This window comes from Actinomadura sp. WMMA1423 (assembly GCF_006547145.1).
GTDB lineage: Bacteria > Actinomycetota > Actinomycetes > Streptosporangiales > Streptosporangiaceae > Spirillospora.
This window is the reverse complement of record NZ_CP041244.1, coordinates 9094975-9116351: the sequence shown is the minus strand read 5'-3', so window position 1 is coordinate 9116351 and position 21377 is coordinate 9094975. Positions and strand designations below refer to the sequence as shown.

Annotated in this window: 20 protein-coding genes; 12 read left to right on the top strand and 8 right to left on the bottom strand. The window is 73.3% G+C overall.

Features of this window, described 5'->3' with window-relative positions; translation table 11 throughout:
- Window positions 1–75: 75 nt before the first annotated feature.
- The 5 genes from FKD65_RS42035 (at window position 76) to FKD65_RS42015 (ending at window position 4687) form a co-directional block, all read left to right on the top strand.
- Entirely contained in the window at window positions 76–1146 is a 1071-nt protein-coding gene (locus FKD65_RS42035; protein ID WP_141585564.1) for a DUF1214 domain-containing protein, read from the top strand.
- Window positions 1143–2360 carry a sulfotransferase gene (locus FKD65_RS42030; RefSeq protein WP_141585561.1) on the top strand — a complete coding sequence of 406 codons (1218 nt, stop codon included), beginning with the start codon at window positions 1143–1145 and terminating at the stop codon, window positions 2358–2360. The genes FKD65_RS42035 and FKD65_RS42030 overlap by 4 nt, the downstream gene beginning before the upstream one ends.
- A 139-nt stretch (window positions 2361–2499) precedes the next feature.
- The gene (locus FKD65_RS42025; protein WP_141585559.1) at window positions 2500–3492 is read left to right on the top strand and encodes a patatin family protein; all 993 of its coding nucleotides are present in this window, start codon (window positions 2500–2502) and stop codon (window positions 3490–3492) included.
- Window positions 3489–4199, top strand: a complete 711-nt coding sequence (locus FKD65_RS42020) for a hypothetical protein (protein ID WP_168221378.1) — start codon at window positions 3489–3491, stop codon at window positions 4197–4199. Before FKD65_RS42025 ends, FKD65_RS42020 begins: the two co-directional genes overlap by 4 nt.
- Window positions 4196–4687, top strand: coding sequence for a hypothetical protein (locus FKD65_RS42015; protein ID WP_141585557.1), 492 nt, complete (start codon window positions 4196–4198; stop codon window positions 4685–4687). Before FKD65_RS42020 ends, FKD65_RS42015 begins: the two co-directional genes overlap by 4 nt.
- Here the strand turns inward: FKD65_RS42015 and FKD65_RS42010 are convergent.
- Window positions 4684–5136: a VOC family protein gene (locus tag FKD65_RS42010; protein ID WP_141585555.1), complete on the bottom strand. Its 453-nt coding sequence runs from the start codon at window positions 5134–5136 to the stop codon at window positions 4684–4686. The two genes, FKD65_RS42015 and FKD65_RS42010, sit on opposite strands and share 4 nt — an antisense overlap.
- A 262-nt stretch (window positions 5137–5398) precedes the next feature.
- Here FKD65_RS42010 and FKD65_RS42005 point away from each other — a divergent pair, with 262 nt between their 5' ends.
- Both FKD65_RS42005 and FKD65_RS42000 read left to right on the top strand, forming a co-directional pair.
- Window positions 5399–5788 carry a YkvA family protein gene (locus FKD65_RS42005; protein WP_141585553.1) on the top strand — a complete coding sequence of 130 codons (390 nt, stop codon included), beginning with the start codon at window positions 5399–5401 and terminating at the stop codon, window positions 5786–5788.
- 453 nt (window positions 5789–6241) lie between these two features.
- Window positions 6242–6439, top strand: coding sequence for a hypothetical protein (locus tag FKD65_RS42000; RefSeq protein WP_141585551.1), 198 nt, complete (start codon window positions 6242–6244; stop codon window positions 6437–6439).
- A 54-nt stretch (window positions 6440–6493) separates the two neighbouring features.
- On the opposite strand, the gene FKD65_RS41995 is transcribed toward FKD65_RS42000, so the two are convergent.
- The 3 genes from FKD65_RS41995 to FKD65_RS41985 form a co-directional block, all read right to left on the bottom strand.
- Window positions 6494–7999 (bottom strand): MFS transporter, encoded by a 1506-nt coding sequence (locus tag FKD65_RS41995; RefSeq protein WP_141585549.1) that lies wholly within the window; start codon window positions 7997–7999, stop codon window positions 6494–6496.
- 181 nt (window positions 8000–8180) lie between these two features.
- Entirely contained in the window at window positions 8181–9044 is an 864-nt protein-coding gene (locus FKD65_RS41990; protein WP_141585546.1) for an alpha/beta fold hydrolase, read from the bottom strand.
- Between the two features lie 203 nt (window positions 9045–9247).
- The gene (locus tag FKD65_RS41985) at window positions 9248–9544 is read right to left on the bottom strand and encodes a hypothetical protein (protein WP_302931628.1); all 297 of its coding nucleotides are present in this window, start codon (window positions 9542–9544) and stop codon (window positions 9248–9250) included.
- 201 nt (window positions 9545–9745) lie between these two features.
- Between FKD65_RS41985 and FKD65_RS41980 the strand changes: the two genes are divergently transcribed.
- On the top strand, window positions 9746–10744 hold the full coding sequence (locus FKD65_RS41980) for an IS481 family transposase (protein WP_141585542.1): 999 nt from the start codon (window positions 9746–9748) through the stop codon (window positions 10742–10744).
- Here the strand turns inward: FKD65_RS41980 and FKD65_RS41975 are convergent.
- Window positions 10741–12336 carry a hypothetical protein gene (locus tag FKD65_RS41975; RefSeq protein WP_141585540.1) on the bottom strand — a complete coding sequence of 532 codons (1596 nt, stop codon included), beginning with the start codon at window positions 12334–12336 and terminating at the stop codon, window positions 10741–10743. The genes FKD65_RS41980 and FKD65_RS41975 overlap by 4 nt on opposite strands.
- 269 nt (window positions 12337–12605) lie before the next feature.
- On the opposite strand from FKD65_RS41975, the gene FKD65_RS41970 reads away from it, so the two are divergent.
- Window positions 12606–12941 (top strand): hypothetical protein, encoded by a 336-nt coding sequence (locus FKD65_RS41970; RefSeq protein WP_141585537.1) that lies wholly within the window; start codon window positions 12606–12608, stop codon window positions 12939–12941.
- A 104-nt stretch (window positions 12942–13045) separates the two neighbouring features.
- A complete protein-coding gene (locus tag FKD65_RS41965) occupies window positions 13046–15343 on the top strand; it encodes a hypothetical protein (protein WP_141585535.1) in 2298 nt (765 codons plus the stop codon).
- Between the two features lie 30 nt (window positions 15344–15373).
- Here the strand turns inward: FKD65_RS41965 and FKD65_RS41960 are convergent, their stop codons facing one another.
- Window positions 15374–15730, bottom strand: a complete 357-nt coding sequence (locus FKD65_RS41960; protein WP_141585533.1) for a TraR/DksA C4-type zinc finger protein — start codon at window positions 15728–15730, stop codon at window positions 15374–15376.
- Between the two features lie 169 nt (window positions 15731–15899).
- Here FKD65_RS41960 and FKD65_RS41955 point away from each other — a divergent pair, with 169 nt between their 5' ends.
- Together FKD65_RS41955 and FKD65_RS41950 are read left to right on the top strand one after the other, a co-directional pair.
- Entirely contained in the window at window positions 15900–16352 is a 453-nt protein-coding gene (locus FKD65_RS41955; RefSeq protein WP_141585531.1) for a cupin domain-containing protein, read from the top strand.
- Window positions 16353–16357: 5 nt separating this feature from the next.
- Window positions 16358–17755: a tetratricopeptide repeat protein gene (locus tag FKD65_RS41950; protein ID WP_141585529.1), complete on the top strand. Its 1398-nt coding sequence runs from the start codon at window positions 16358–16360 to the stop codon at window positions 17753–17755.
- A 192-nt stretch (window positions 17756–17947) separates the two neighbouring features.
- Here FKD65_RS41950 and FKD65_RS41945 read toward each other — a convergent pair whose 3' ends face one another.
- Together FKD65_RS41945 and FKD65_RS41940 are read right to left on the bottom strand one after the other, a co-directional pair.
- Window positions 17948–20725, bottom strand: coding sequence for an AAA family ATPase (locus FKD65_RS41945; protein WP_240809861.1), 2778 nt, complete (start codon window positions 20723–20725; stop codon window positions 17948–17950).
- A gap of 160 nt (window positions 20726–20885) precedes the next feature.
- On the bottom strand, window positions 20886–21185 hold the full coding sequence (locus FKD65_RS41940) for a WhiB family transcriptional regulator (protein ID WP_141585524.1): 300 nt from the start codon (window positions 21183–21185) through the stop codon (window positions 20886–20888).
- Window positions 21186–21377 lie beyond the last annotated feature (192 nt).

The window sequence follows — 21377 nt, the reverse complement described above, 5'->3', positions numbered from 1 at the left end:
CGACCTCTTCCCCGGAGCGACCATGACGCACCGCAGTGTCCAGTACGCGCCCGCCGCGCGCCCCGGCGAGGCGGCATGACCGCCGAAGCGCAGGCCTGGGCCGAGCTCGTCGACGCGCTGGCGGCGGCGGGACGCCGGCTCGACGACGACGCCGGCGACCTGTCCGAGGACGAGCGCGCCGACGGCTACCGGGCGCTGCTGCGCGGCCTGCACCACCAGCTCGCCCGGTTCGAGGCCGACCGCGACCGGCCCGAACTCGTCCCGTTCAACGGCTGGCGGCAGAAGTTCTTCATGGACAACCCCGACACCCGCTACTGGGTCGCCGACGTGCGCGGCGACCGGCGGTACCGGGTGACCGGCCACCCCGGGGACGCCGTCTACACCTCGATCACCGCCTACACCGCCTCCTCCGGCGGAGCGGCCGCCGCGGCCCGGATCGACGGCGACGAGCTCACCGCGGGCCCGTCCGGCGAGTTCTCCCTGCTCGTCGGCGGTGAACGGCCTCGGTCCGGCCCCTGGCTGCCGCTGCCCGAGGGCAACGGGCAGCTGTGGGTCCGCCACTTCCACGACGACGTCGCCACCGACCGGCCCGGCTGGTGCGCCATCGAGCCGCTGGCCCCGCCCCGGCCTCCGCCGCCGATCGAGGCGGCGCGGTTCCGGCACCGGCTGCGGCGGCTCGCCGGGACCATGCGGATGATGCCGGACGTGTTCGCGGCGGTGGACGGCCAGGTCGAACCCAACACCGTGCACCACTGGGCGGAGATGGCAGGCGGCGCCGCCTACACCGAGCCCGGCATCCACTACCAGCGCGGCGCCTGGCGGCTCGGCCCGGACGAGGCCCTCGTCATCGAGGGCGAGGCCGTCCCCTGCCGCCACTGGAACGTCCTGCTCTACAGCAGGTACCTCAACTCCCTCGACTACCGGCACCGGACGGTGTCGCGGACCGGCGGCAACGCCACGCTCCGCGACGGCCGCTACCGGCTCGTCCTGGCCTCCCGGCGCCCGGACGCCCCCGGCTGCGACTGGCTGGACACCGAGGGCCGTCCGTCCGGGCTGGTCGTGCTGCGCTGGCTGCACGCCGAGCGCCCGCCGCCGCCCCCGCGCGTCCGCACCTGCCGGATCGACCGGTTGGGAAGCGGCTCATGACCACTTGGCACCCGCCCCGGCGCACTCCGCGGGCCGACGAGGTCCACGCCGCGGCCGAGGCCGACCGCGCCGCCCGCCCCGACGCCTACGCCCTCGACCCCGGCCCCGTCATCGCCGCCGCTTTGCGCGGCAACGACCCCGCGGGGCTCGGAGACCCCGCGGTCTGGCGCGAGGCCCTGGAGCGGTACCTGGCCTCCGCGCGCGACGACGGCCGCCTCAACGCCGTCGGCGCCCGCATGGTGCGCGGCACCGCGGTCGCCGGTCTGCGCGCCCGCCTCGCGATGAACCGCCTCCCCCGCGCCGACCGTCCCCTCGACCGGCCGCCCATCGTCATCACCGGGGGCTGGCGCACCGGGACGACCTTCCTCTACCGGCTCCTGGCCACCGATCCCCGCCTGCGCGCCCCGCTCCCCGCCGAACTCGCCCTGCCCTGGAAGTTCGCCGGAGCCTCCCCGGAGCGGCGTGAGGAACTCGTCCAGGCCGGCTCGGCGGCCAACGACCTGCTGAACCTGCTCAACCCCGCCCTGGCGACCGTCCACGACCACGGCCCGCGCCTGCCCGAGGAATGCGTCGTCGCGATGAACCCCGGGTTCCGGAACTGGGGCTTCAGCGCCACCGTCCGGCTGGAGGGGTACAGCCGGTGGCTCGCGGGCCAGGACCTCACCGGCACCTACCTGGACTACCGCCACGCCCTGTCCACGCTCGACGCCGCCGACGGCCGCCGCTGGCTCCTCAAGGCCCCCGCCCATCTCGCCGAGCTCCCCGCCCTCGCGGCGGCCTTCCCCGGCGCCACCGTGATCGTCCTGCATCGCGACATCGTCCGGACCGTCGCCTCGGGCGCCAGCCTCTTCTGCGTCTTCCGCTCCACCTACAGCGACCACGTCGACGCCGCCGACGTGGGCCGCTTCCTGACCGACCAGACCGAGCTGTGGCTCCGCCGCGCCCACGCCTTCCGCCGCGGCCCGCATGCCGGCTCCGTCGGACTCCTCGACATCGCCTACGACGACCTCGTCCAGGACGCTCCCGCCGTCCTCCAACGCATCTACGCCGCCGCGGGCCTCGCCCCCGGCGACCCGGCCGCCCTCACCGACCGCTACCACGCCGCCCATCCCCGTTCCGCCAAGGGCGCCCACCGCTACACCCCCGACGACTTCGGCCTTGACGAAGCAGCCCTTCGCGCCCGTCTCACCCCCTGGACCCGGCCCGCCTCCTGAACACCGGTGAAGCGGGCGCGGGCTCGGCGCCGAGGGGCGTGATCTTCGTCATCATGCTCGACCGTTCGTGCGCGGCGACGGCACGATGGACTTCGGTGGGGGCGCCCGAGCGGGACGCCCCCGCGACGGAGGAGGGGACATGGGCGTGGAGACCCGGCACCGGCTACTGCCGGTCCTTGCGGAGCGGGCCGCCGCGGGCAGCCGGCCGGGCGCCCGGGAGGACGGGCACCGCGTGGCGCTGGCCATCGAGGGCGGCGGCATGCGCGGCACCGTTTCGGCGGGCATGGCACTGGCGGTGCACGAGCTCGGACTGCTGCCGCTGTTCGACGCGGTCTACGGCTCGTCGGCGGGCGCGATCTCGGCGGCCTGGCTGCTCAGCTCCACCCCCGAGGGGCTGCGCGGCTGGACCGACCCGGTCTTCGCCCGGACGCTGATCCGCAAGCGCAATCTGCTGCGCGGGCGTCCGATCGTGGACGTCGAGCAGCTGGTCGAGGAGGTGTACATCCGCCGGTTCCCGCTCGACTACGCCTCGGTGCTGGCCGGCCCGGTCGAGTTCCATCCCCTGGCCACCGACGTCGTCACCGGCGGCGTGGTGGACCTGCACGGCGCCCTCGTCGACGAGACCGCGCTGCGGCTGGCGCTGCGGGCCAGCGCCGCGCTGCCCCTGCTGTCCGGACGGCCGGTCGCGGTCGGGCCCGGCCTCTACTACGACGCCGGCGTCGCCGAGGCGATCCCCTTCGGCCAGGCGCTGCGGGACGGGGCGACCCACGTGCTGGTCCTCCGCTCGCGCAGGCTGGGCGACCGGGCACCGGAACGCCGGAACCCCTCGATCGGCTCCCGGCTGGTCGCCGACGTCGGGCTGCGCCGCTTCACGGCGGAGTTGAAGGCCACCTTCCTCACCCGGGACGCCCGGCTGGCCGAGGCGGACCTGCTGCTCGCCCGGCACGACGCCGACCAGGACCACGGCGGGCCCGCCGTGCTGTCGATCCGCCCTCCGGAGGACTCCCCGCGCATCGGCCGCCTGGAGTCGGACGGCGCCCTCCTGCACACGGCCTTCGAGGCGGGCCGCGCCGCCGCGACCGCGCGGCTGGCCGCCGCGGGCACCGGCCGCGCCAGGGCCGGGGAGCCGTGACCGAGCGCACCGCCGCCGGCCGAGTCCCGGACCCCTTCGGCACGCTCGACCGGATCCTGTGGATCGGCGGCGGGCAGTGGGCGGGCAAATCCACCGTGGCCCGGCTGCTGGCGCGACGGTACGGGCTGACCGCCTACAACTACGACTACCACGACGCCCGCGGCCACAACGACCGCCGGATCGCCCGCCGGGTCGGGCTCGGCCATCCGCCCGCCGATCCGGACCCCGACGCCGTCTGGGTGAACACGACCCCGGAGGAGATGGCCGCCGAAACGCTCGCCGGCTTCCCCGTCCGCTTCGAATGGGTCCTGGACGACCTGCGCGCGCTGGTCGCCGGGCGCCCCGTCATCGCCGAAGGCTGGGGGCTGCGCCCCGAGCTGGTCGCACCGATCATCGACTCGCCCCGGCGGATGGCCGTCATGGTGCCCACCGAGGCGTTCCGCGACCGGCAACTGCGCGAGCTCGGCCGGGCCGCCGCCGTCGGGACGAAGGTCAGCGACCCCGCCCGGGCCCAGCGCAACCGGGTCGAACGGGACCGCCTCGTCGCCGACGACGCCGTCCGCGCCGCCCGGCGCCTCGGCATCCGCGTGATCGAAGTCGACGGGACCCGCGATGCCGAGACCGTCGCCGGCATCGTCGCCGACCACTTCCGCCCCTACCTCCCGTCCCCGGAAGATCCGGACCGACCGCTTAGGCTTCAGGCGTGAACCACAGGGAACTCGAGGCCGAGGTCCTCCGGCTGATCATCGAGGCGGCCGAGGACGACGTCCGCGCCTTCGCAGAGGACACGGTCACCCGTCTGGTGCGGCCGGAGCCGCTGCGCGGCGCGGCCGAGGACGAGCTCACCGACGACGCCCGGGCGGCCCTCGCCACCGCCTGCGAGAACGTCCTGACGATCAGCGCCGCCGAGTTGCAGGACCTGCTCGCGACGGTCCATGACGGCATCCTCGTCGACGACGATCTGGACGGCGGAGTCCTCACCGCCATCATGGCGTTGACGCACTGGCAGAGCTACCTGGAGCAGAACCGGCGCGGCGAGCTCTACGAACTCGCCAACCGCTCCATCGAGGAGGTCGACCACGAGGTCTCCGCCGATCTCGACGACTTCCTGGCGACACCGGAGATGGCCGCCGAGTACGACCGCATCCGCCGGCTCCTGGCCCCGGGCGACGCGATCCCCCAGCCCCTCCCCTAGCCGGTCGCGGGACGGTCGGCGAAGACGCCGTGGAGCATGCCCGTGGCCTGCCCGACCTCGATGAGATAGCCGTCAGGGTCGCGCATGTAGCAGCGGATCTCCGCCTTGCGGTCCAGCGGCTCGGTCAGGAACTCCGCGCCCCGGGCGGTGGCCGCGGCGTAGAACGCCTCGATGTCGGCGACCCGGACGTTGAGGAAGGTCGACACCGGATCGCCGGGTTCGGGCGGCCTCAGGACGACATCGGGCTTGTCCGGGGTGGGGCCGCCGCCGGGGTTCATGATGATCCAGGTGTTGGCCACCTGCACGATGGCCGGGTTCTCCGGGAGCACCACCGTGCCGCCGAGGACGTCCGCGTAGAAGTCCCGGGAGACGGCCACGTCCCGGACGGTCAGGAAGTGCGTGAGCACGAGCCCCTGGCTCGGCGCCGGAAGGCTGCCTTGGTCCGGCATTCGGATTCCTCCTTGTCGCGGGCACTGCCTCTGTCACCGCCTGTACGGCAAGGGAGAATTCCCGTTCGCGCGGCTGCGATGCCGCGCGTGCGGCGTTTTCGGGTAGCCGGCCCGTCAAGCTCTGGCTAAGCGCTCGCATCGAGGGGCGGCATGCCGGCGGTGGACGCACGGGCCTCGCCGCAGAGGGGCATCCACGTACCCGGACCGGAGTGAAACCGTCCGGAACGGCAATACCGGAGGACACGTCCCCCCGGAGGTGCGCATGATCTGGCTCGGTCTCATCCTCCTCGTCGCGGGTGCCGTTCCGGCACTCACCGTGGACGGCGACCTGGGCGGCGTCGACATCACCCTTGCGGGAGCCGCCGTCATGGCCGTCGGCGCGGTCCTGCTGATCGCGGGCATCCTCCGCCTGCGCAGGCGCCGCCGTGGTGGGCCCGCGGGCTCGGCCGCCCAGGCCTACTACCGGACCTCGACCGGCAAGATCGTCGCGATGGTGGTCGCGGTGGTCTACATCGTCTCCCCGGTCGACCTCATCCCGGACTTCTTCCTGCCGTTCGGCATCGTCGACGACGCCTCCGCCCTCACATGGCTGCTCTTCGCCCTCGGCCAGGAGTACACGCGAAGGTCCCGCACCGAGCGCCGCATCCCCTGAGCCCGGTACCGGCGGCCCGCCGTCCTGCCGGCGGCGTGGTCCCCGGGTCGCGTGCGGTCCGCCTTCCGCCGCACCCGGTCCTGGCCAGAGTGAACGACCGGCGGCTTGGAGGACAAGAAAAAGCCGTCCATTCCGCGACAGGCGGCAGACGGCGCGGAGACGGCAGAAGATCACGCCGACGGGCTTGCGAAGAATGGTGGCGGGAATGGGTGTGGGGACTGGCCCCGAGGCATCGCCGGCGCTGTTGGACCGGGAGCGGGAACGCGCCGCGCTCCACGACCTCCTGCGGGATCTGCGGTCGGGACGCGGGCGGGCGCTGATGGTGCGCGGAGAGGCGGGGGTGCGACCCGCATCGAGCGCAGTGACTGGGCGCTGGGATTCTACGCGCGTGCCCGGGCGCTGCTCAGCGAGCGCGAGGACGCCGAGTGCTGGTACCGCGAGGCGGTCGACCGGTTGCGCCGCACCGGCTTGCGGCGCGAACTCGCCCGCGCGCACCTGCTCTACGGCGAGTGGCTGCTCGGCGAGGGCCGGCAGGCCGACGCGCGGAAGGAACTGCGCACCGCGCACGAGATGTTCGCCACGATCGGCATGCGGGCGTTCGCCGAGCGGACCCGCCGCGAGCTGCTGGGCACCGGTGAGACGGCCCGCTAGCGCTGCCGGGCAAGAGCCGCGATGGGAGTGGTGCGTGACCGGCATCCGCCTCGATCACGGTGCCGCGTGGCCGCGCCTTCCGTGCCCGTCCTGGAGCGGCGGGGCGTCCACGGCGCAGTGGAAGCCCTGCGATCGCGGCGGCCGGGGCGGGTTGCGGACGGCGGCCGCCGCCAGGAGCCCCGCGAGGACGCAGAGGCACGCGGCGAGGAGGGCGGCGGTGTGGAAGCCGGCGGAGAACGTCGCGGGGTGCAGGTAGGCGCTTCCGGTGATTCCGGCGAGCGCCGGGAAGACCGCCACGGCGACGAGTGAGGCGGCGCGGGCCACGTCGTTGTTGACGGCCGAGGCCATCCCGGCGTGCTCGGCGGGAACGGCGGCGAGGACCGTGGCCGTCAGCGGCGCGACGGTGATCGCCAGTCCGAGTCCGAGGACGGTGACGGCGGGCAGGGTCTCGGTGAGGTAGTTCCCCGACGGGCCGATGCGGACGAACAGGCCGAAGCCGGTACCGATGACGATCGGGCCCAGGCCCATCTGCAACCGGGGGCCGACGCGGGCCGCGAGGGCGCCGGACCGGGCCGACAGGGCGAGCATGACCGCGGTGACCGGCAGGACGGAGACGCCCGCCTCGAACGCGGAGTAGCCGGAGACCTGCTGCAACTGGATCGGCAGCAGGAACAGGGCGCCGCCCAGCGCCCCGTACACGACGAAGGTGACGGTGTTCGTCACGCTGAACTGCCGGGAGCGGAAGAGGCCGAGCGGCAGCATCGGACGGCGGATCCGGCCCTCCAGCAGGACGAAGCCGGTCAGCAGCAGGGCGCCCGCGACGATCGCCGGGACCCCGGACACGCCCTTGATCAGCCCGTAGGTCAGGCCGACGAGGCCCAGGGTGGCGAGGGCGCCGCCGGCGACGTCGATCCGGCCCGCGGAGTCCGGGTCGCGGGACTCGGGGACGTGCCGCAGCGTCAGGGCGACGACCACCGCTGCCACCGGCAGGTTGATCAGGAAGATGAGCCGCCAACTGGCCGCCTGGACGAGCCAGCCTCCGATGAAGGGGCCGGCGGCCGCCGCGACGCCGCTCAGCCCGGACCATGCGCCGATCGCCCGGGAGCGGTCGTCGGGATGGAACGAGGCCTGCAGGATCGCGAGGCTGCCGGGGGTGAGCAGCGCCGCGCCGACGCCTTGCAGGGCACGAGCGGCGATGAGGGTGCCGGGGGTCGGCGCGATCGCGCAGAGGGTGGACGCGAGCGCGAACCAGACGACCCCGGCGAGGAACACGCGGCGGCGGCCGTACCGGTCGCCGAGGGCGCCCGCGACGAGCAGCAGCCCGGCGAGGGTGAGGGTGTAGGCGGTGACGATCCACTGCAGGGCCGCCAGGCCCGTCCCGAAGTCGCGGCCGATGGCGGGCAGGGCGATGCCGACCACGGTCGCGTCGAGCGAGGCGACCGCCGATCCGAGGACGGTGGCGGCGATCACCCACCGCCCCTGCGCCGTGGCGTACCGCAGGCTCGTCTCGTCAGCCCGCGATCGGGGCGGCGTGCCAGCGCCGCTGATCAGGTTCTCCATTGCGCCCGCACCTCCACGATGGGCCTGGACCCGCCTGGTCCGGCCGGGCGTCCGCCAGCTAAGACAGGACCGCCCGCCCATCTGTGACAGGCCCCCGCGCGGCCCGGGGGCCCTTACGAACACGTCCGGCCCGGGGCCGTAGGGACCCCGGGCCGGACGTGGCCCCCGCGCGGACGCTCCGCTAGCGGATGCTCGCCCGCTCGGCGCGCTCGATCTCCTGGACGACGGTCCTGGGGTCCGTCATCAGGCCGAGGTGCCCGGCGTCGTATTCGGTGACGGTGGAGCCGGCCCTCTTGGCCATGGCCCGCTCGGCGGAGGCCGGGATGATCTTGTCGTTCCTCCCGATGAGGTACCAGGACGGGATCTGCTTCCAGGCGGGGGCCCCGGACACCCCGTTCAGCGCGCCGAGCGCGGCCGGCCGCTGGGTCGCCACCACGAGCGCCTTGTCCTGCGCGCTCAGGCCCGTCGCGAACGATTCGAAGACGGTCGACTTCTTGAGGTAGAGGTCGGTCGCCTCGGTGGGCGGAAGGGTGGCGGGGACGAAGTCCAGCACGGTGGTGGGGTCCGGGACCGAGAGCGCGGAGTCCGGCCCGGCGAGCGCCGTCGGGGTCTCGCCCTCGTCCGGCGCGAAGGCGTTGACGTAGACGAGCGCCTTGACGTTCGGATTCCCCGTGGCGGCGTTGGTGATCACGGCGCCGCCGTAGGAGTGGCCGACGAGGACGATGGGCCCGTCGAGCGACTCCAGGTAGGTCCGGACGTACGCGGCGTCCCCGGACAGCGATCGCAGGGGGTTGGCCACCGCGGCGACCCTGTACCCGTCGCCCTGGAGCCTGGTGACGACCTTGTTCCAGCTCGAGGCGTCGGCCCATGCTCCGTGCACGAGCACGATCGTGGCCTTCGCCCTCCCCGAGCGGTGCTCCTGGGAGAAGGCGCTCTGCGTCGGGCTGAGGCTCAGCACGACGCCGGCGAGCGCGGCGAGGACGATCGCCGGGGCGACGGGCCGCCTCCGGAGGAGGAAGGCCGCGCGGGTGGGAGGACTGGTCATGGTTCTCTCCTGTTCCATGCAACGGATCGGTCCAGACGGCCACCGAGCCCGAAATGGCATGTGCGCGGACACGCCTTTCCCGCCATTGGCCGAATTCCGTACCGGGCCGACCGCGTGCCGGCCGACTCACAGATATGACCGGACAGCCACCTGGCCTGTGACACCTATTTACCGGGGCTCCCGGGATCCGTATCTGCCAGAAATCAATGCCGCAAAGGCGTCACAGATCTCTGCACCGCCCCTCTCCAAAGCAGTCGGGTGCACGTCCTCAGCACCTCGCCTCCCGCCGGACCGACCGAGGTCCCGCCGTCCAGGACGCCGCGGTCGGCGTCCTGGACGAGCTTGACGAACCCCTCGTTGCCGGGTCCGTGGATCAGGCCGCGCGCGGACGAGGCGATCGGCGCCGAGCCGGTGCGCACGCGCAGGCCCCGGGCGCGCGCCTGGCGCTCCGTCAGCCCCACGGCCCCGATCTCGGGGTCGGTGAAGGTGACGCGGGGCAGCGTCCGGTAGGCTCCCCCGGACCTGCGAGCCGGAGGCAGCCCGGCTACCGGAGGCCACCGGGATCACGGCCGGACCGGTCTAGCTGTACTGCCCACGGAGGTTGGGAACACGGCGGCACGGTTGGATGATCTTGATATGAGGGAGGGCCTCCGGGTTCGGTGTGGATTGCGACATCTGCACCGGCACCACAGGAGGCCCTCATGCCCCACCGTAATGCCCCGCTGACCGAGACCGGACGCCTGCGCCTGGCCCGCTGCGTGGTCGATGGCCGCTGGCCGCTGCGGCGGGCCGCCGAACGGTTCCAGGTCTCGGTCGGCACCGCCCGGAGATGGGCCGCGCGGTATCGGGAGCTGGGCGAGGCCGGGATGGCCGACCGGTCCTCGCGCCCGCACCGCAGTCCGCGCCGTACCCCCACCCGGACCGAGCGGCGGATCATCAAGGTGCGGGTACTGCGCCGGTGGGGACCGGCCCGCATCGCCTACCTGCTCGGCCTCAACCCCGCCACCGTCCACCGTGTCCTGACCCGCTACGGCCTGCCCCACCTACGGCACCTGGACCGCGCCACCGGCCGCACCGTCCGCCGCTACGAGCATCCCGCGCCCGGCGACCTGGTCCACGTCGACATCAAGAAACTCGGCAACATCCCCGACGGCGGCGGCCACCGCGTGCACGGCCGCGCCACCGGCGGCCGCAACTCCTCGGCCCACCGCGACCCCCACCGGTCCCGCACCGTGCACGGCCGCCCCAACCTGGGCTACGGCTACCTGCACAACGCCGTAGACGACCACTCCCGCCTGGCCTACACCGAGATCCTGCCCGACGAGACCAAAGAGACCGCCGCCGCGTTCTGGCAGCGGGCCCAGGCATTCTTCACCGACGCCGGCATCACGGTGCAGCGCGTGCTGACCGACAACGGCTCGTGCTACCGCTCACGGCTATGGCACGACACCCTCACCGCCGCCGGCATCGCCCACAAACGCACCCGCCCCTACCGGCCCCAGACCAACGGCAAGGTCGAACGGTTCAACCGCACCCTTCTCGACGAATGGGCCTACAACCAGCCCTACCCCTCAGAGACCCAACGCCGCCAGGCACTCCCGCACTGGCTGCACACCTACAATCACCACCGCGGACACACCGCACTCGGCGGCCACCCACCCGCCAGCCGCGTCCCCAACCTCACGGGACAGAACACCTAGCGCGTGCGGGAGAACCACCGCCGGGAACGACGCCGCCGCCCGATGGAGGTGTGCCAGACCAGAGGCTCCAGCACGTTCACCGGGTCGATCCGGCCTCGTATCCTCCAGGCGCCGGACTCGTCGGGTATCACGTTCTGCAGGTCGTCCCGGCTCACCGCGCTCGAACCCTCGGCCCGGTAGAAGCCGGTCGCGGATGTGAAGAAGTACGCTGTCGCGCTCCGCGCGAAGTGCCCGCGGACCAGCCCCGGGATGAGGTCGGAGTTCGGGATGAACCCCGCATCGCACATGGCCTCGAACAGTTCCTCGGCCGCGGTGACGGTCGGTCTCGCCCGCTCGTCGGCCGCGAGGAGGCCGAGCCGTTCGGCATGCGCCAGGATCCTGACGTCGTCGGCCTTCGAGACGCAGACGCTGAGGCTCTGCGGGAGTACGGCTCCGGGCTCTCTCGATGCTTCCAGTTCCAGCCGCATCAAGACCCTCTGCAGGAAGCCGTAGGCGTCGGATCCCTTCTCCTCCAGGAAATCGACCAGGTAGACCAGCCCATCGCAGGCCGCCAGCCGGCCGATCTCGGCGGCGGAAGGGTCCTCGCCGGAGATCTCCACGAGTTCGATGCGGACCCACGTGTCGCGGCCCTGGGCACCGCGGTGCCGTAACTCGCAGGCCAGTTCCCGCGGAGGCGCCGGTACCCGGAACGTCTTCTCGACGGCGAGCCGGTAGGCCCCCTCCGTGAGGAAGCCGGCGGATGCATCGTCGGTGCCGACGACCGTCCACGTGCCTCCGCTGCGGGCTGCGGCGATGCTCATCGCGGCCAGGAAGGCGCTCTTGCCGCAGCGGGCGGCACCGAAGACGCCGATGCGCAGCGGACGCTCGCGATCGCCGCCGGCAGCGGAAGGCCTCTCGTCCATCCTGGCGATGTCCAGGGCCAGCTGTCGCAGTTCACGCCGCCCTGTGGCGAGGTCCTCCTCGGCCGCTCGCATCATCGCCGGCTCATCCTGCAGATCGTCCGTCTCGCTCCAGACCTCCCGTGGCCTGGCATCGGCCTCGACCAGGACGAAGGCGTCGGCCTCACGGCCCTCCCCCGGAACGGTGGGGCGGACGGAATCGGCTCCACCCGTGCTGGAGCGTCCAGCCCCGCCCTCTCCCCGGCCGGCCGCCTTCTCCCGCAGGAACTCCGCACGAGCGTGCTGGAGATGGGCTTCTTCGAGAAGGCCTTCGGCATGGGACCGCCGGGATTTGACCTCCTGAACGCGCTGGGCCGTTCCCTGGAGGGCCGCCAGGGCCTCGGTGGCGTCACGCAATGCCGCCCGTTCGGCCAGGAACCGGTCACGCCACTCGTCCCGCTGGGCGGTCAACGTCGCGATCCGGTCGTTGAGCCGCCGCAGGGCATGGGCGAGGCCGGCGATCGTCCGCTCGCTGCGCCGCGCGGCCCGGTCGGCGCGCTCCTGGAGTTCCGCGGCGAAGACCGCCGCCGCCTCGCCGTCACCGATCCGGATCTCGATGCCGCCGGTGACGACCACGCCGTTGTTCCCGGTGATCACATCGCCCTGCGGCTGGTTGACGTCCCCGCCGACGAAGGAGTCGAGCACGTTGCGCACGCCGCCCGGCGCCGCCCGCCGCCGCGGGCGCCACCCCCTCAGGACGGCCGCCCTCGTTCTCGGACGTCGACCGCGCCCGCGTCCACCCTGCTGCTCATCAGCACCCCCCGGCGCCCGGCGTCACGCCCGACCAAACCTACTTCGGCCGGTCGCCGAACAGCACCGCATACGCCGTCCAGGCCGGAACAGGACGCCGGTACCGGGCAGCGGGAAGCGCATGCGAAGCCTGGGTAGGAGTCCTCCATCCACCGGCGGCGCGGGAGGCATCAGTGGTTCAGAGGGCCAAGCGGGGCATCGCGGCGGCGGGAACGGTGGCGATCGCGGCGGCGGTGAACGTGGCGACCGGCATGCTGACCCAGCATTGGGCCATGGCCTGGTGGGCGGCCGCGGGAGTGCTGGTCGTGGTCGGCGGCGGCCTGCAGGCCTGGCTGACCATCGGTGACGCGGGTGGCGGCGGTGACGGGGGTGGGGGCGAGCAGCGGGTGGACGACGTCACAGTGGGCGCATCCCTGAACCAGAAGATGGCCGGCCCGGGCAGGCAGTCGGTGACCGGGTCCCGGATCGAGCACGACCTGAACCAGACCCAGGGGCCGGAGACGACCTGACCGGAGGCCGTCGGCCCACCGGCGACGTCGGCCGCCGGCGGCGGCAGCGGTATCCGCAGTGGCCGGGCTCGGCGAGGAGTATGGGCACGATGATGCTGCGGAACATGCGGCGGGCGATGCGCGGTTGGTGGCTTCTGATGGCCGCCGCGGCGGCCGGAGCCGTGGCGTCGCTGCTGGCCTCGTCGCTGCCCGCGTTGGCCGGTTCGGCGCTGGTGGCCCTGACCAGCGCGGTGGCGGGGACGCTCACCGTCCGCGCGGAGCGCTCGATCGACCGCCGGTCACCGCTGGAGCCGGCGCACGAGCGTCGCGGCCCGGTGCGGCGCGTCCGGGACCTGGACGATCCGCTGGCCGTGGGCGTCCACCCCGCTTTCACGCTCGTCACGGACACCGGAGAGATCGACAGATGCCCGCCCTTCATCCGCCGTGAGCGCAGTGGCGAACTGGAGGACGCGCTGCGGTTCACCGGGTTCGTCCTGGTGGTCGGAGAGTCCACCGCAGGCAAGACAAGAGCGGCTTATGAGGCGATGCGAACGTGCCTGCCCGATCACGTCTTCGTCCGTCCCCCTACGCGGGACGACCTGCCGAGCGCGCTGGCCTCGGCCGCCCGGCACGGCAAGAGCGTGCTGTGGCTGGACGACCTGGAGCTCTACCTGGGCGCGAAGGGGCTGACGGCCGAGATGGTCAGCTCGCTCCTGGCCACACCCGGAGGCCACCGGATCGTGCTGGCGACGATGCGCTCGCACGAACGGGCCCGTTACAGTTCACGACTCGTGCGCCCCGAGGGAGACGAGGAGCAGCACTCCCTCCGGCAGGCCGCCGGGGTACTGGACCTGGCCCGCGAGATTCGCATCGAGCGTCTGTGGTCGACCGGGGACCGCCGGGAAGCGGCGAACGAGGCCCACGATCGCCGGATCGCCAAAGCGTTGGAGCAGGCCGAGCATTTCGGGGTGGCGCAGTACCTGGCGGCGGGGCCGGAGCTCTTCAGGGAATGGCAGGACGCCCGGGGTTCGTGGCCGGAGGGCAGGCCGCGCGCGGCCGCGCTGGTCACGGCCGCGGTCGACGTCCGCCGCGCCGGATACCACCTGCCGCTCCCCGTCGCGTTCCTTCAGTCGATGCATCAGTCGTACCTGGAGGGGGCGGCCCGCTTCCATTTACGGCTGGAATCCTGGGAGCAGGCATTGGAGTGGGCGACAGAGCCGCTGCACACGACCAGCAGCCTGCTGGTGCCCGCGCCGGACGATCATTACGTCGCTTTCGACTACCTGGCGGACGCGGCCGATGACACGCCCTCCTTTCCGGACGTCCCACCGCACGCATGGCAGGCCGTGGTCGCCTTCGTGCCGCCCGCCGACGCCATCAACGTGGCCTGGTCCGCCTTCCTGCGCCATCGACTGGATGTCGCCGAGCAGGCGCTGACCAAGGCGTTCGTCGGCGGCCACTACGAGGCCGCGCACGACTTCTCCCTCATGATGCGCGAGACCGCCCGGGACGAGGACGTGGTCTCCTGGCTGGAGCGAGCGGTGCGTGCCGCGTCGCGGGCCGGGGCCCCGCCAGAAAAGATCATTCGGCTGCGCGCCCAGATCGCCTGGTGGGTCGGCCGCCGGTACGAGAACCACGGTGACGTCCAGGCCGCGTACGAACTCGCCGAAGCCGTCGTGGCCGACAGCACGCGGATCCTCGGCGCCGAACATCCGTTGACCCTGGACAGCCGCATCATGTTCATCCGCCAGTTGGGGGACGTGCGCAGCCCCGGCGAGGCCCTGGCCATGGCTCGCGAAGTCGCGGACACCGCCGCCCGTGTTCATGGCACCGGCCACTGGGTCTACCGGAACGCCCGGTTCGAGGTCGCGGTATGGACGCTCTACTGCGGCGATCGACGCCGTGCAGTGCGCTGCTGGCGGGACCTGGTGGAGGACTCACTCACCGAGGAGCCAGAAACCGTCGAGGATTCCCTGCGCAACATCACCGCGGTCCTGATGCGATTCGACGACCCCGCCCTAACCGCTGAGGCGGTTCGGTGGCTAGAGGCACTCACAGACGGTGCGCAGAGGAACGATGACGTCGATCACCAGACCCGCATCCTGCTGCTCACGATGCTCGCCGCATGGACGGGGCGAGAGGGCGATCACTCACGTGCCCGCGACATAGCGCGGCGCGCGATGGAGGACAGCGAGAAAGCCCTCGGCGCGCTCCATCTCCGCACGATCGATGCGAAACTCGCCCTGGCCCACGAGGAGGGAGAGCTCGGAGACGTCCCTCGGGCACGGGCCCTCGCCGAGGAGGCCGAAGAGGTCGCCGCCCGTGTCTACGGCGAATCGCATCGGATGACGGTCTGGGCTCGTGAGGAAGTGCACCAATGGACCCCGGACCCCAGACCGTCTGAGGGCAGGTCAGCGGACTGACCGAGCACTCCGTCCGCGGGCGGGAGCGGGTCAGGCGCAGGAAATGCAGAGCGCCGCGGCGGGACGGGCCTCCAGCCTCCCGGCGCCGACAGGGCCGCCGCAGGACGTGCAGACGCCGTAGGTCCCCGCGGCGAGCCGTTCGAGAGCGCGGTCGAGATCGTCCAGACGGCCCCGGGCCGAAGCGAGCAGCGCCTCGACGTGAGCGCGCTCGAACCCCAGCGTCGCGCCCTCGGGATCGTGCTCGTCGTCCACGGCCGACAGCCGGGCCGACTCCACGATCCCCTCACGGTCGCGCTCCAGCGCGCGGACGGCCGCGAGCGTGCGCTCGCGCTCACCCTCCAGCACCTCGCGCGTCCGCGCCGCCCCCGCGCCCGTCCCTTCACTCATCACCGTTAGAACTCCCTGAAAGAAGGGCACATTCCCCCGGACCGGCCCCCGGAGCCCCTGATCCGGCGGCTCCGTTGCCTGCGCGAACGACCGCGTGCGAGGCTGAATCGTCCCCCACCGGGAAGGGAGCACACAGTGATCACCGCGGGTGCGAGCGACAGTCCCACCGATGTCTGATCGCGCGCGGGGGACGGCCGCCTGGCATGGGCGCATCGAGCATGTCCGCGGCGCCGACCTGGATCCCGATACCGCCCAGACCTCGGGGATGCGCAGGTACGAGGCGATCTCGGGCAGGAGCGTTGGCTCGGAACGGCTCTGGATGGGCCGTACCCACGTCGGGCCCGCGACCAGCTCCGGCGACCACCACCACGGCGAGGCGGAAACGGCGATCTACATCGTCTCGGGCCACCCGGTCTTCGTCTTCGCCGAGGGCTCCGAGGAGGTCCGCGTCGAGACCGGGCCGGGCGACTACATCTTCGTCCCGCCCTACGTCCCGCATCGCGAGGAGAACCCCTCCCCCGACGAGGAGGCGGTCGTGGTCATCGCACGCAGCACGCAGGAGGGGATCGTGGTCAACCTCCCCGGCCTGTGGGCGGACGTCGAACGCCCCGCGGAACCCTGACGGCCATGAGGACCGACGAGCACGGACTCGCCGTCGGTGCGGCCGGCCGCACCGCGCTCGAACACTACGACAGCGCGATCCATGAACTGATGCACTTCCGCCCGGAGGTGGACGCCGAGGCGAAGCGCGCGCTCGAAGCGGATCCCGACTTTCCGCTGGGCAACGTCCTGTCGGTGTACCTCGGGCTGCTGAGCACCGAATCCGACCACGCGCGGACCGCGGCGGAGCGGTTCCGGACCTTCCGGTCGCGCGTGGACGACGGCGGGCTCCTTCCCCGGGAACGGGCCCACGTCGCGGCGCTCGAACGCCTGGTGCTGGGCGACCTCCTCGGCTGCGGCCGCCTGCTGGGCCGGATCAGCGAGGAGTACCCGCGAGACGCCCTGGCGCTGTTCGTCGGCCACCAGATCGACTTCTTCACCGGGGACGCCCGCGCGCTGCGCGACCGGGTCGGCGGTGCGCTGACGGCGTGGACCGAGGCCGACCGGCATTTCGGTCAGCTGCTCGGCATGTACGCCTTCGGGCTGGAGGAGGCGGGGCACTACGACCGGTCGGAAGAGGTCGGCCTGCGCGCGGTCGAGCTCGACCCGAAGGACGTGTGGGGCATCCACGCGGTCGTCCACACCTACGAGATGCAAGGCCGGTTCCGGCGAGGGACCGCCTACATGGACGAGCGCCTGACCGACTGGTCGACCGGCACGTTCCTCAACGTGCACGCGTGGTGGCACTACGCGCTCTACGCACTGGAGGCGGGGGACGCGGCCCGGGCACTGGAGATCTACGACGCCGTGCTGCACGGTCCGGAGTCGACGGGCACCGCGATGGAGCTGCTGGACGCCGCCTCCCTGCTCTGGCGGCTGCTTCTCGAAGGCGATGACCATACCGCGCGGTGGAACGCTCTGGCCGACGCCTGGGCGCCCAAGGTCCAGCAGCCGTTCTACGCCTTCAACGACATGCACGCGGTGATGTCGTTCGTCGGCGCCGGCCGCTTCGAGGAGGCGGACCGGCTGATCGCCGACCGTGAGGCCTACCTGGCCTCCCCGCTGCCTGGCGCCACCAACCAGGCCATGACGGCACGCGTCGGCCTCCCGGTCTGCCGCGCCCTGGCGGCCTACGGCCGCGGCGACCACACCGCCGTCGTCGACCTCCTCGCCCCCATCAGGCACCACGTCTACGAGTTCGGCGGCAGCCACGCGCAACGCGACGCGGTGCAGAAGACCCTGCTGCAGGCCGCCCTCCGCTCCGGCCGGCTCACTCTGGCCCGCGTCCTGGTCAGCGAGCGGATCAGCGCGCGACCAGACAGCCCATTCAACTGGCTCAAGCACGCCGACGTCGCCGAAGCCCTCGGCGACAAGGCCACCGCGACCACCGCCCGATCACACGCGGCGAGACTGCGCCGCCCCTGACCCCCTGCTAGCCGGGGCGGGCCGGGGCGGCGTCCCGTGCCCGGCCCCGCCGCTGCGTGCGCCCATATTGCGGAATTAGTGCTGCGCGGCCAACTATGTCCGCACCCGCAGGCGCGCACTAGATCGGGGGACCGGACCGGCTCGCACACTCCGGCGCCCGCGAGAAGACGCCCCGCCCGAACCCGCCTCGCCTCAGCCCGGGGTCAGAGCGTGCTCGCTGGGCGGCAGGACGTCGCGCAGCTGCCTGCGAGAGGTGATCGACAGCTTCGCGAAGACCTTGCGCAGGTGCCACTCGACCGTGCGCGGGCTGATGAAGAGCCGGGTGCCGATCTCGGGATTGGTCAGCCCTTCCCGCACCAGCAGCGCGATCTGCCGCTCCTGCGGCGTCAGCTCCTCGCCGGACGAGACGTCGGCCGTGCGTTTGCGGACGTTCTCCCCCGTGGCGAGCAACTCGCGGTGGGCCCGCTCGGCGAACGCCTCCATCCCGATCGAAGCGAACATGTCGTAGGCGGTCCGCAGCCGGTCCCGCGCCTCGACCCGCCGGCGGCTCCGGCGCAGCCACTCGCCGTAGAGCAGGTGGGCGCGCGCGAGCTCGGGCCGCAGCTGCGTGCGGCCCAGCCGCTCGATCGCCTCGACGTGGAGCTCCTCCGCGGCCGCCCCGTCGCTCAGCAGGGCCCTCGATCGGGCGAGCACGCCGAGCGCCCAGTCCGTGCCGGACGGCTCCGTCGCGTCCGCCAGGTCGTCGAGCGCCGCACGGGCGATGTCGTCCTCCCCGGCCCGCACCGCCGCCTCGACCAGTTCGGGCAGCGCCCAGACCGACACCCAGAGCTCGGCCATCCGGGTGCAGACCTGGGCCGCCGCCAGCGCCTGCCGGTAGCGGCCGAGACCGTTGCAGAGGACCGCCGCCGCCCACTGCGCGACCGTGACGCCCATCAGCTGGCCGCCCGCGCCGACCTCCTCGATCGTGGCGGCGATCAGCGCCTCGGCCTCGGCCTCCCGGCCGCGCAGCGCGTTCAGCCGGAGCTCGACGTGCGGCGCGATGGGCACCCCGGTCGCCGCGGAGACGTCCTCGATCTCCGCGACGATCGCGGCGGCGGCGGTGAAGTCCCCGGTCCAGGCGACGGCTATCCCGAGGGAGGTCAGGCAGAACGGGAGCTCGGTCAGGGCGCCCGCGGCCCGCACCCCCTCGACGACCCGGCCGACGAGGACGCGCATCGCCCGGTCGTCCCAGACGGCGGCGCTGACGCCGTTGGCCACCCAGCCCCATTTCAGGACCTCGCGCACCGGCAGGTCCGCGAGCGCGGCCAGCGCCCGCCGCAGCGCCGGGGCGGCGGCGGCGCGACCTTCGGTGACGAGCAGCGCGTAGCCCTCGAGCACGAGGTCGAGGGCGTCCGGGGCCCCCTGCGGGGCCGGGAGCGCCCTCATCGCCTCCGAGATCGCCACGAGGCTGTCGGAGTGCGCGGCGATCAGCGCCGCGGTGCCCCACGCGATCAGGTAGGTCTCGCGCGCGAGGTCCATGTCGAACGGCTCGAGACGCTGCGCGGCCGTCAGCAGCAGCGGCGGCGCCTCCTGGTCGAGGCCGGCCGCGAAGGTGATGTGGCTGCGGACCAGATGCGCCCGGACGCGCTGGAACTCGTCCCGGGCGTTGCGGTCGGCCATGTCGGCGAACCGGCGCGCGGCGTCGAGGTCGCCGGCCTGGAGGGTGGCGTCGGCGGCGGCCAGCGCGCGCTCCGCGCGCCGCGCCGTGTCGACGGTCAGCGTGACGCACCGCTGCAGGAACGCCGCGGCCGCGGCCAGCCCGCCGCGCGCCTGCGCCCGGTCGGCGGACCGCTCCAGTTCCGCTGCGACGGCCTCGTCCGGCGCGGGCGCCGCGGCCGCGAGGTGCCAGGCGCGCCGGTCCGGGTCGACCTCGGGGTCGGTGACCTCCGCCAGCGCCAGGTGCACCGCCCGCAGGTCCTCCTTCGACGCCGACCGGTAGAGCGCCGAGCGCACGAGGGGATGGCGGAACGTCACGCGCGCGTCCAGCGACAGCCACTCCCGCGTCCCGTCGGCGAGCGCCTCCGTCCGCGCCACGCCGAGCCTGCGGGCGGCGCCCCACACCAGGGTCGGGTCGCCGACCGGCTCGGCGGCGGCGATCAGCAGGAGCAGCCGCGCCTCCTCGGGCAGGCCGCCGATCCGGGCCAGGAAGCTCTGCTCGATCCGGCCCGGCAGCGTGTCCGAGCGCAGGAGACCGAACCCGCCCGCCATCTGGGTCACGCTGAGCCCGCGCGGAAGCTCCAGCAGGGCCAGCGGATTGCCCCGGGTCTCGGTGACGATCCGGTCGCGGACGCGCTGGTCGAGGCGGCCGTAGGTGACCGAGTCCAGCAGGGTCTGGGCGTCGGCGTCCCGGAGGCCGGCGACCTCCATCTCGGGGAGTCCGCGCAGGTCCTGGGAGCGCTCCCGCGCACCGAACAGCAGGACGACCGACTCCGCCAGCAGCCGCCGGGCCACGAAGCCGAGGACCTGCAGCGACGCCTGGTCCACCCAGTGGGCGTCATCGACGACGCAGAGCAGCGGACGTTCCTCCGAGGCGTCCGACAGGAGGCTGAGCACCGCGAGCCCCACCAGGAACCGTTCGGGCGGCGCCTCCGACCGGATCCCGAACACGGTCTCGAGCGCGGCGCGCTGTGGCGCGGGGAGGTGCGGCAGCCGGTCCAGCAGCGGCGCGCACAACTGGTGGAGCGTGGCGAACGGCAGCTCCATCTCCGACTCGACGCCGGCCGCGCGCAGCACCCGCATGCCCGTCGCCGCGTGCTCCGCGTAGCCGAGCAGCGCCGACTTCCCGACGCCCGGCGCGCCGTGCACCACGAGCACCCGGCTCTCGCCCATGTCGACGGCCGCGAGCATCTCGTCGACGACGGCGAGCTCCGGTCCCCGCCCGAGCAGCGCGACGTTCCCCCCGTGGCCCGCGCCGTGCCTGCGTTGTTCCACCGCTACCGCCTTCGTCGCGCGCCCGGGCTCCGCTCGACCGCGTCCCGGGGCGCCCTTGTCGCGCCCCGGGATGATCGGCCGCACCGATTCCATGATCCCAGTGTGGGCGGCCTCCGTGGCGGCTCCGGTGGAAGCGCGGCCGTCCCCGGCCCGCGCCGGTTCACGCCGCGTCGGCCCGGGTGCCAGGTCGAGCGGGCTCGGCCGCCGGGCGGGCCCGTCTCCGGGCGGCGCGGAGACGGCGGCGCTCACCCGGGGTGGTGCCCGCCCAGATGCCGTCCGGCTCACCCGTGGTCAGGGCCCATTCCAGGCAGAGGCTCGCCGCGGGGCAGGCGGCGCAGACCCGGCGGACCACCGCGATCTGCGCCGCGTAGACGGTCTCGTCGGCCACGGGGAAGAACAGGTCGGGATCGAGCGATCGGCATGCCGCCTCCTCCTCCCAGTGCAGGGTCGTCCTGGTCATGGCCGCACCCGCGCGGGAAGAGGCCGTCCGGCGCGGCCTGCGCCGTAGCTGGTCGTCACTGGTCCCTCCAGTCACTGCTTCGCCTCAGGGCGACATCAACAGGGGGTCGCCAGTGAGAGACAGGCGATACGTCCGGGCTGTGACAACTCCAGCGAAAGCCCGCACGCGCCGACCTCTGCGCGGCACCTGTCA

Bases quoted from the DNA above. Each gene is read 5' to 3' on its own strand.
- FKD65_RS42035 (WP_141585564.1), top strand. From the start codon at position 76: ATGACCGCCGAAGCGCAGGCCTGGGCCGAGCTCGTCGACGCGCTGGCG.
- FKD65_RS42030 (WP_141585561.1), top strand. From the start codon at position 1,143: ATGACCACTTGGCACCCGCCCCGGCGCACTCCGCGGGCCGACGAGGTC.
- FKD65_RS42025 (WP_141585559.1), top strand. From the start codon at position 2,500: ATGGGCGTGGAGACCCGGCACCGGCTACTGCCGGTCCTTGCGGAGCGG.
- FKD65_RS42010 (WP_141585555.1), bottom strand. From the start codon at position 5,136: ATGCCGGACCAAGGCAGCCTTCCGGCGCCGAGCCAGGGGCTCGTGCTC.
- FKD65_RS42005 (WP_141585553.1), top strand. From the start codon at position 5,399: ATGATCTGGCTCGGTCTCATCCTCCTCGTCGCGGGTGCCGTTCCGGCA.
- FKD65_RS41995 (WP_141585549.1), bottom strand. From the start codon at position 7,999: ATGGAGAACCTGATCAGCGGCGCTGGCACGCCGCCCCGATCGCGGGCT.
- FKD65_RS41990 (WP_141585546.1), bottom strand. From the start codon at position 9,044: ATGACCAGTCCTCCCACCCGCGCGGCCTTCCTCCTCCGGAGGCGGCCC.
- FKD65_RS41980 (WP_141585542.1), top strand. From the start codon at position 9,746: ATGCCCCACCGTAATGCCCCGCTGACCGAGACCGGACGCCTGCGCCTG.
- FKD65_RS41965 (WP_141585535.1), top strand. From the start codon at position 13,046: ATGCGGCGGGCGATGCGCGGTTGGTGGCTTCTGATGGCCGCCGCGGCG.
- FKD65_RS41960 (WP_141585533.1), bottom strand. From the start codon at position 15,730: ATGAGTGAAGGGACGGGCGCGGGGGCGGCGCGGACGCGCGAGGTGCTG.
- FKD65_RS41955 (WP_141585531.1), top strand. From the start codon at position 15,900: ATGTCTGATCGCGCGCGGGGGACGGCCGCCTGGCATGGGCGCATCGAG.
- FKD65_RS41950 (WP_141585529.1), top strand. From the start codon at position 16,358: ATGAGGACCGACGAGCACGGACTCGCCGTCGGTGCGGCCGGCCGCACC.
- FKD65_RS41940 (WP_141585524.1), bottom strand. From the start codon at position 21,185: ATGACCAGGACGACCCTGCACTGGGAGGAGGAGGCGGCATGCCGATCG.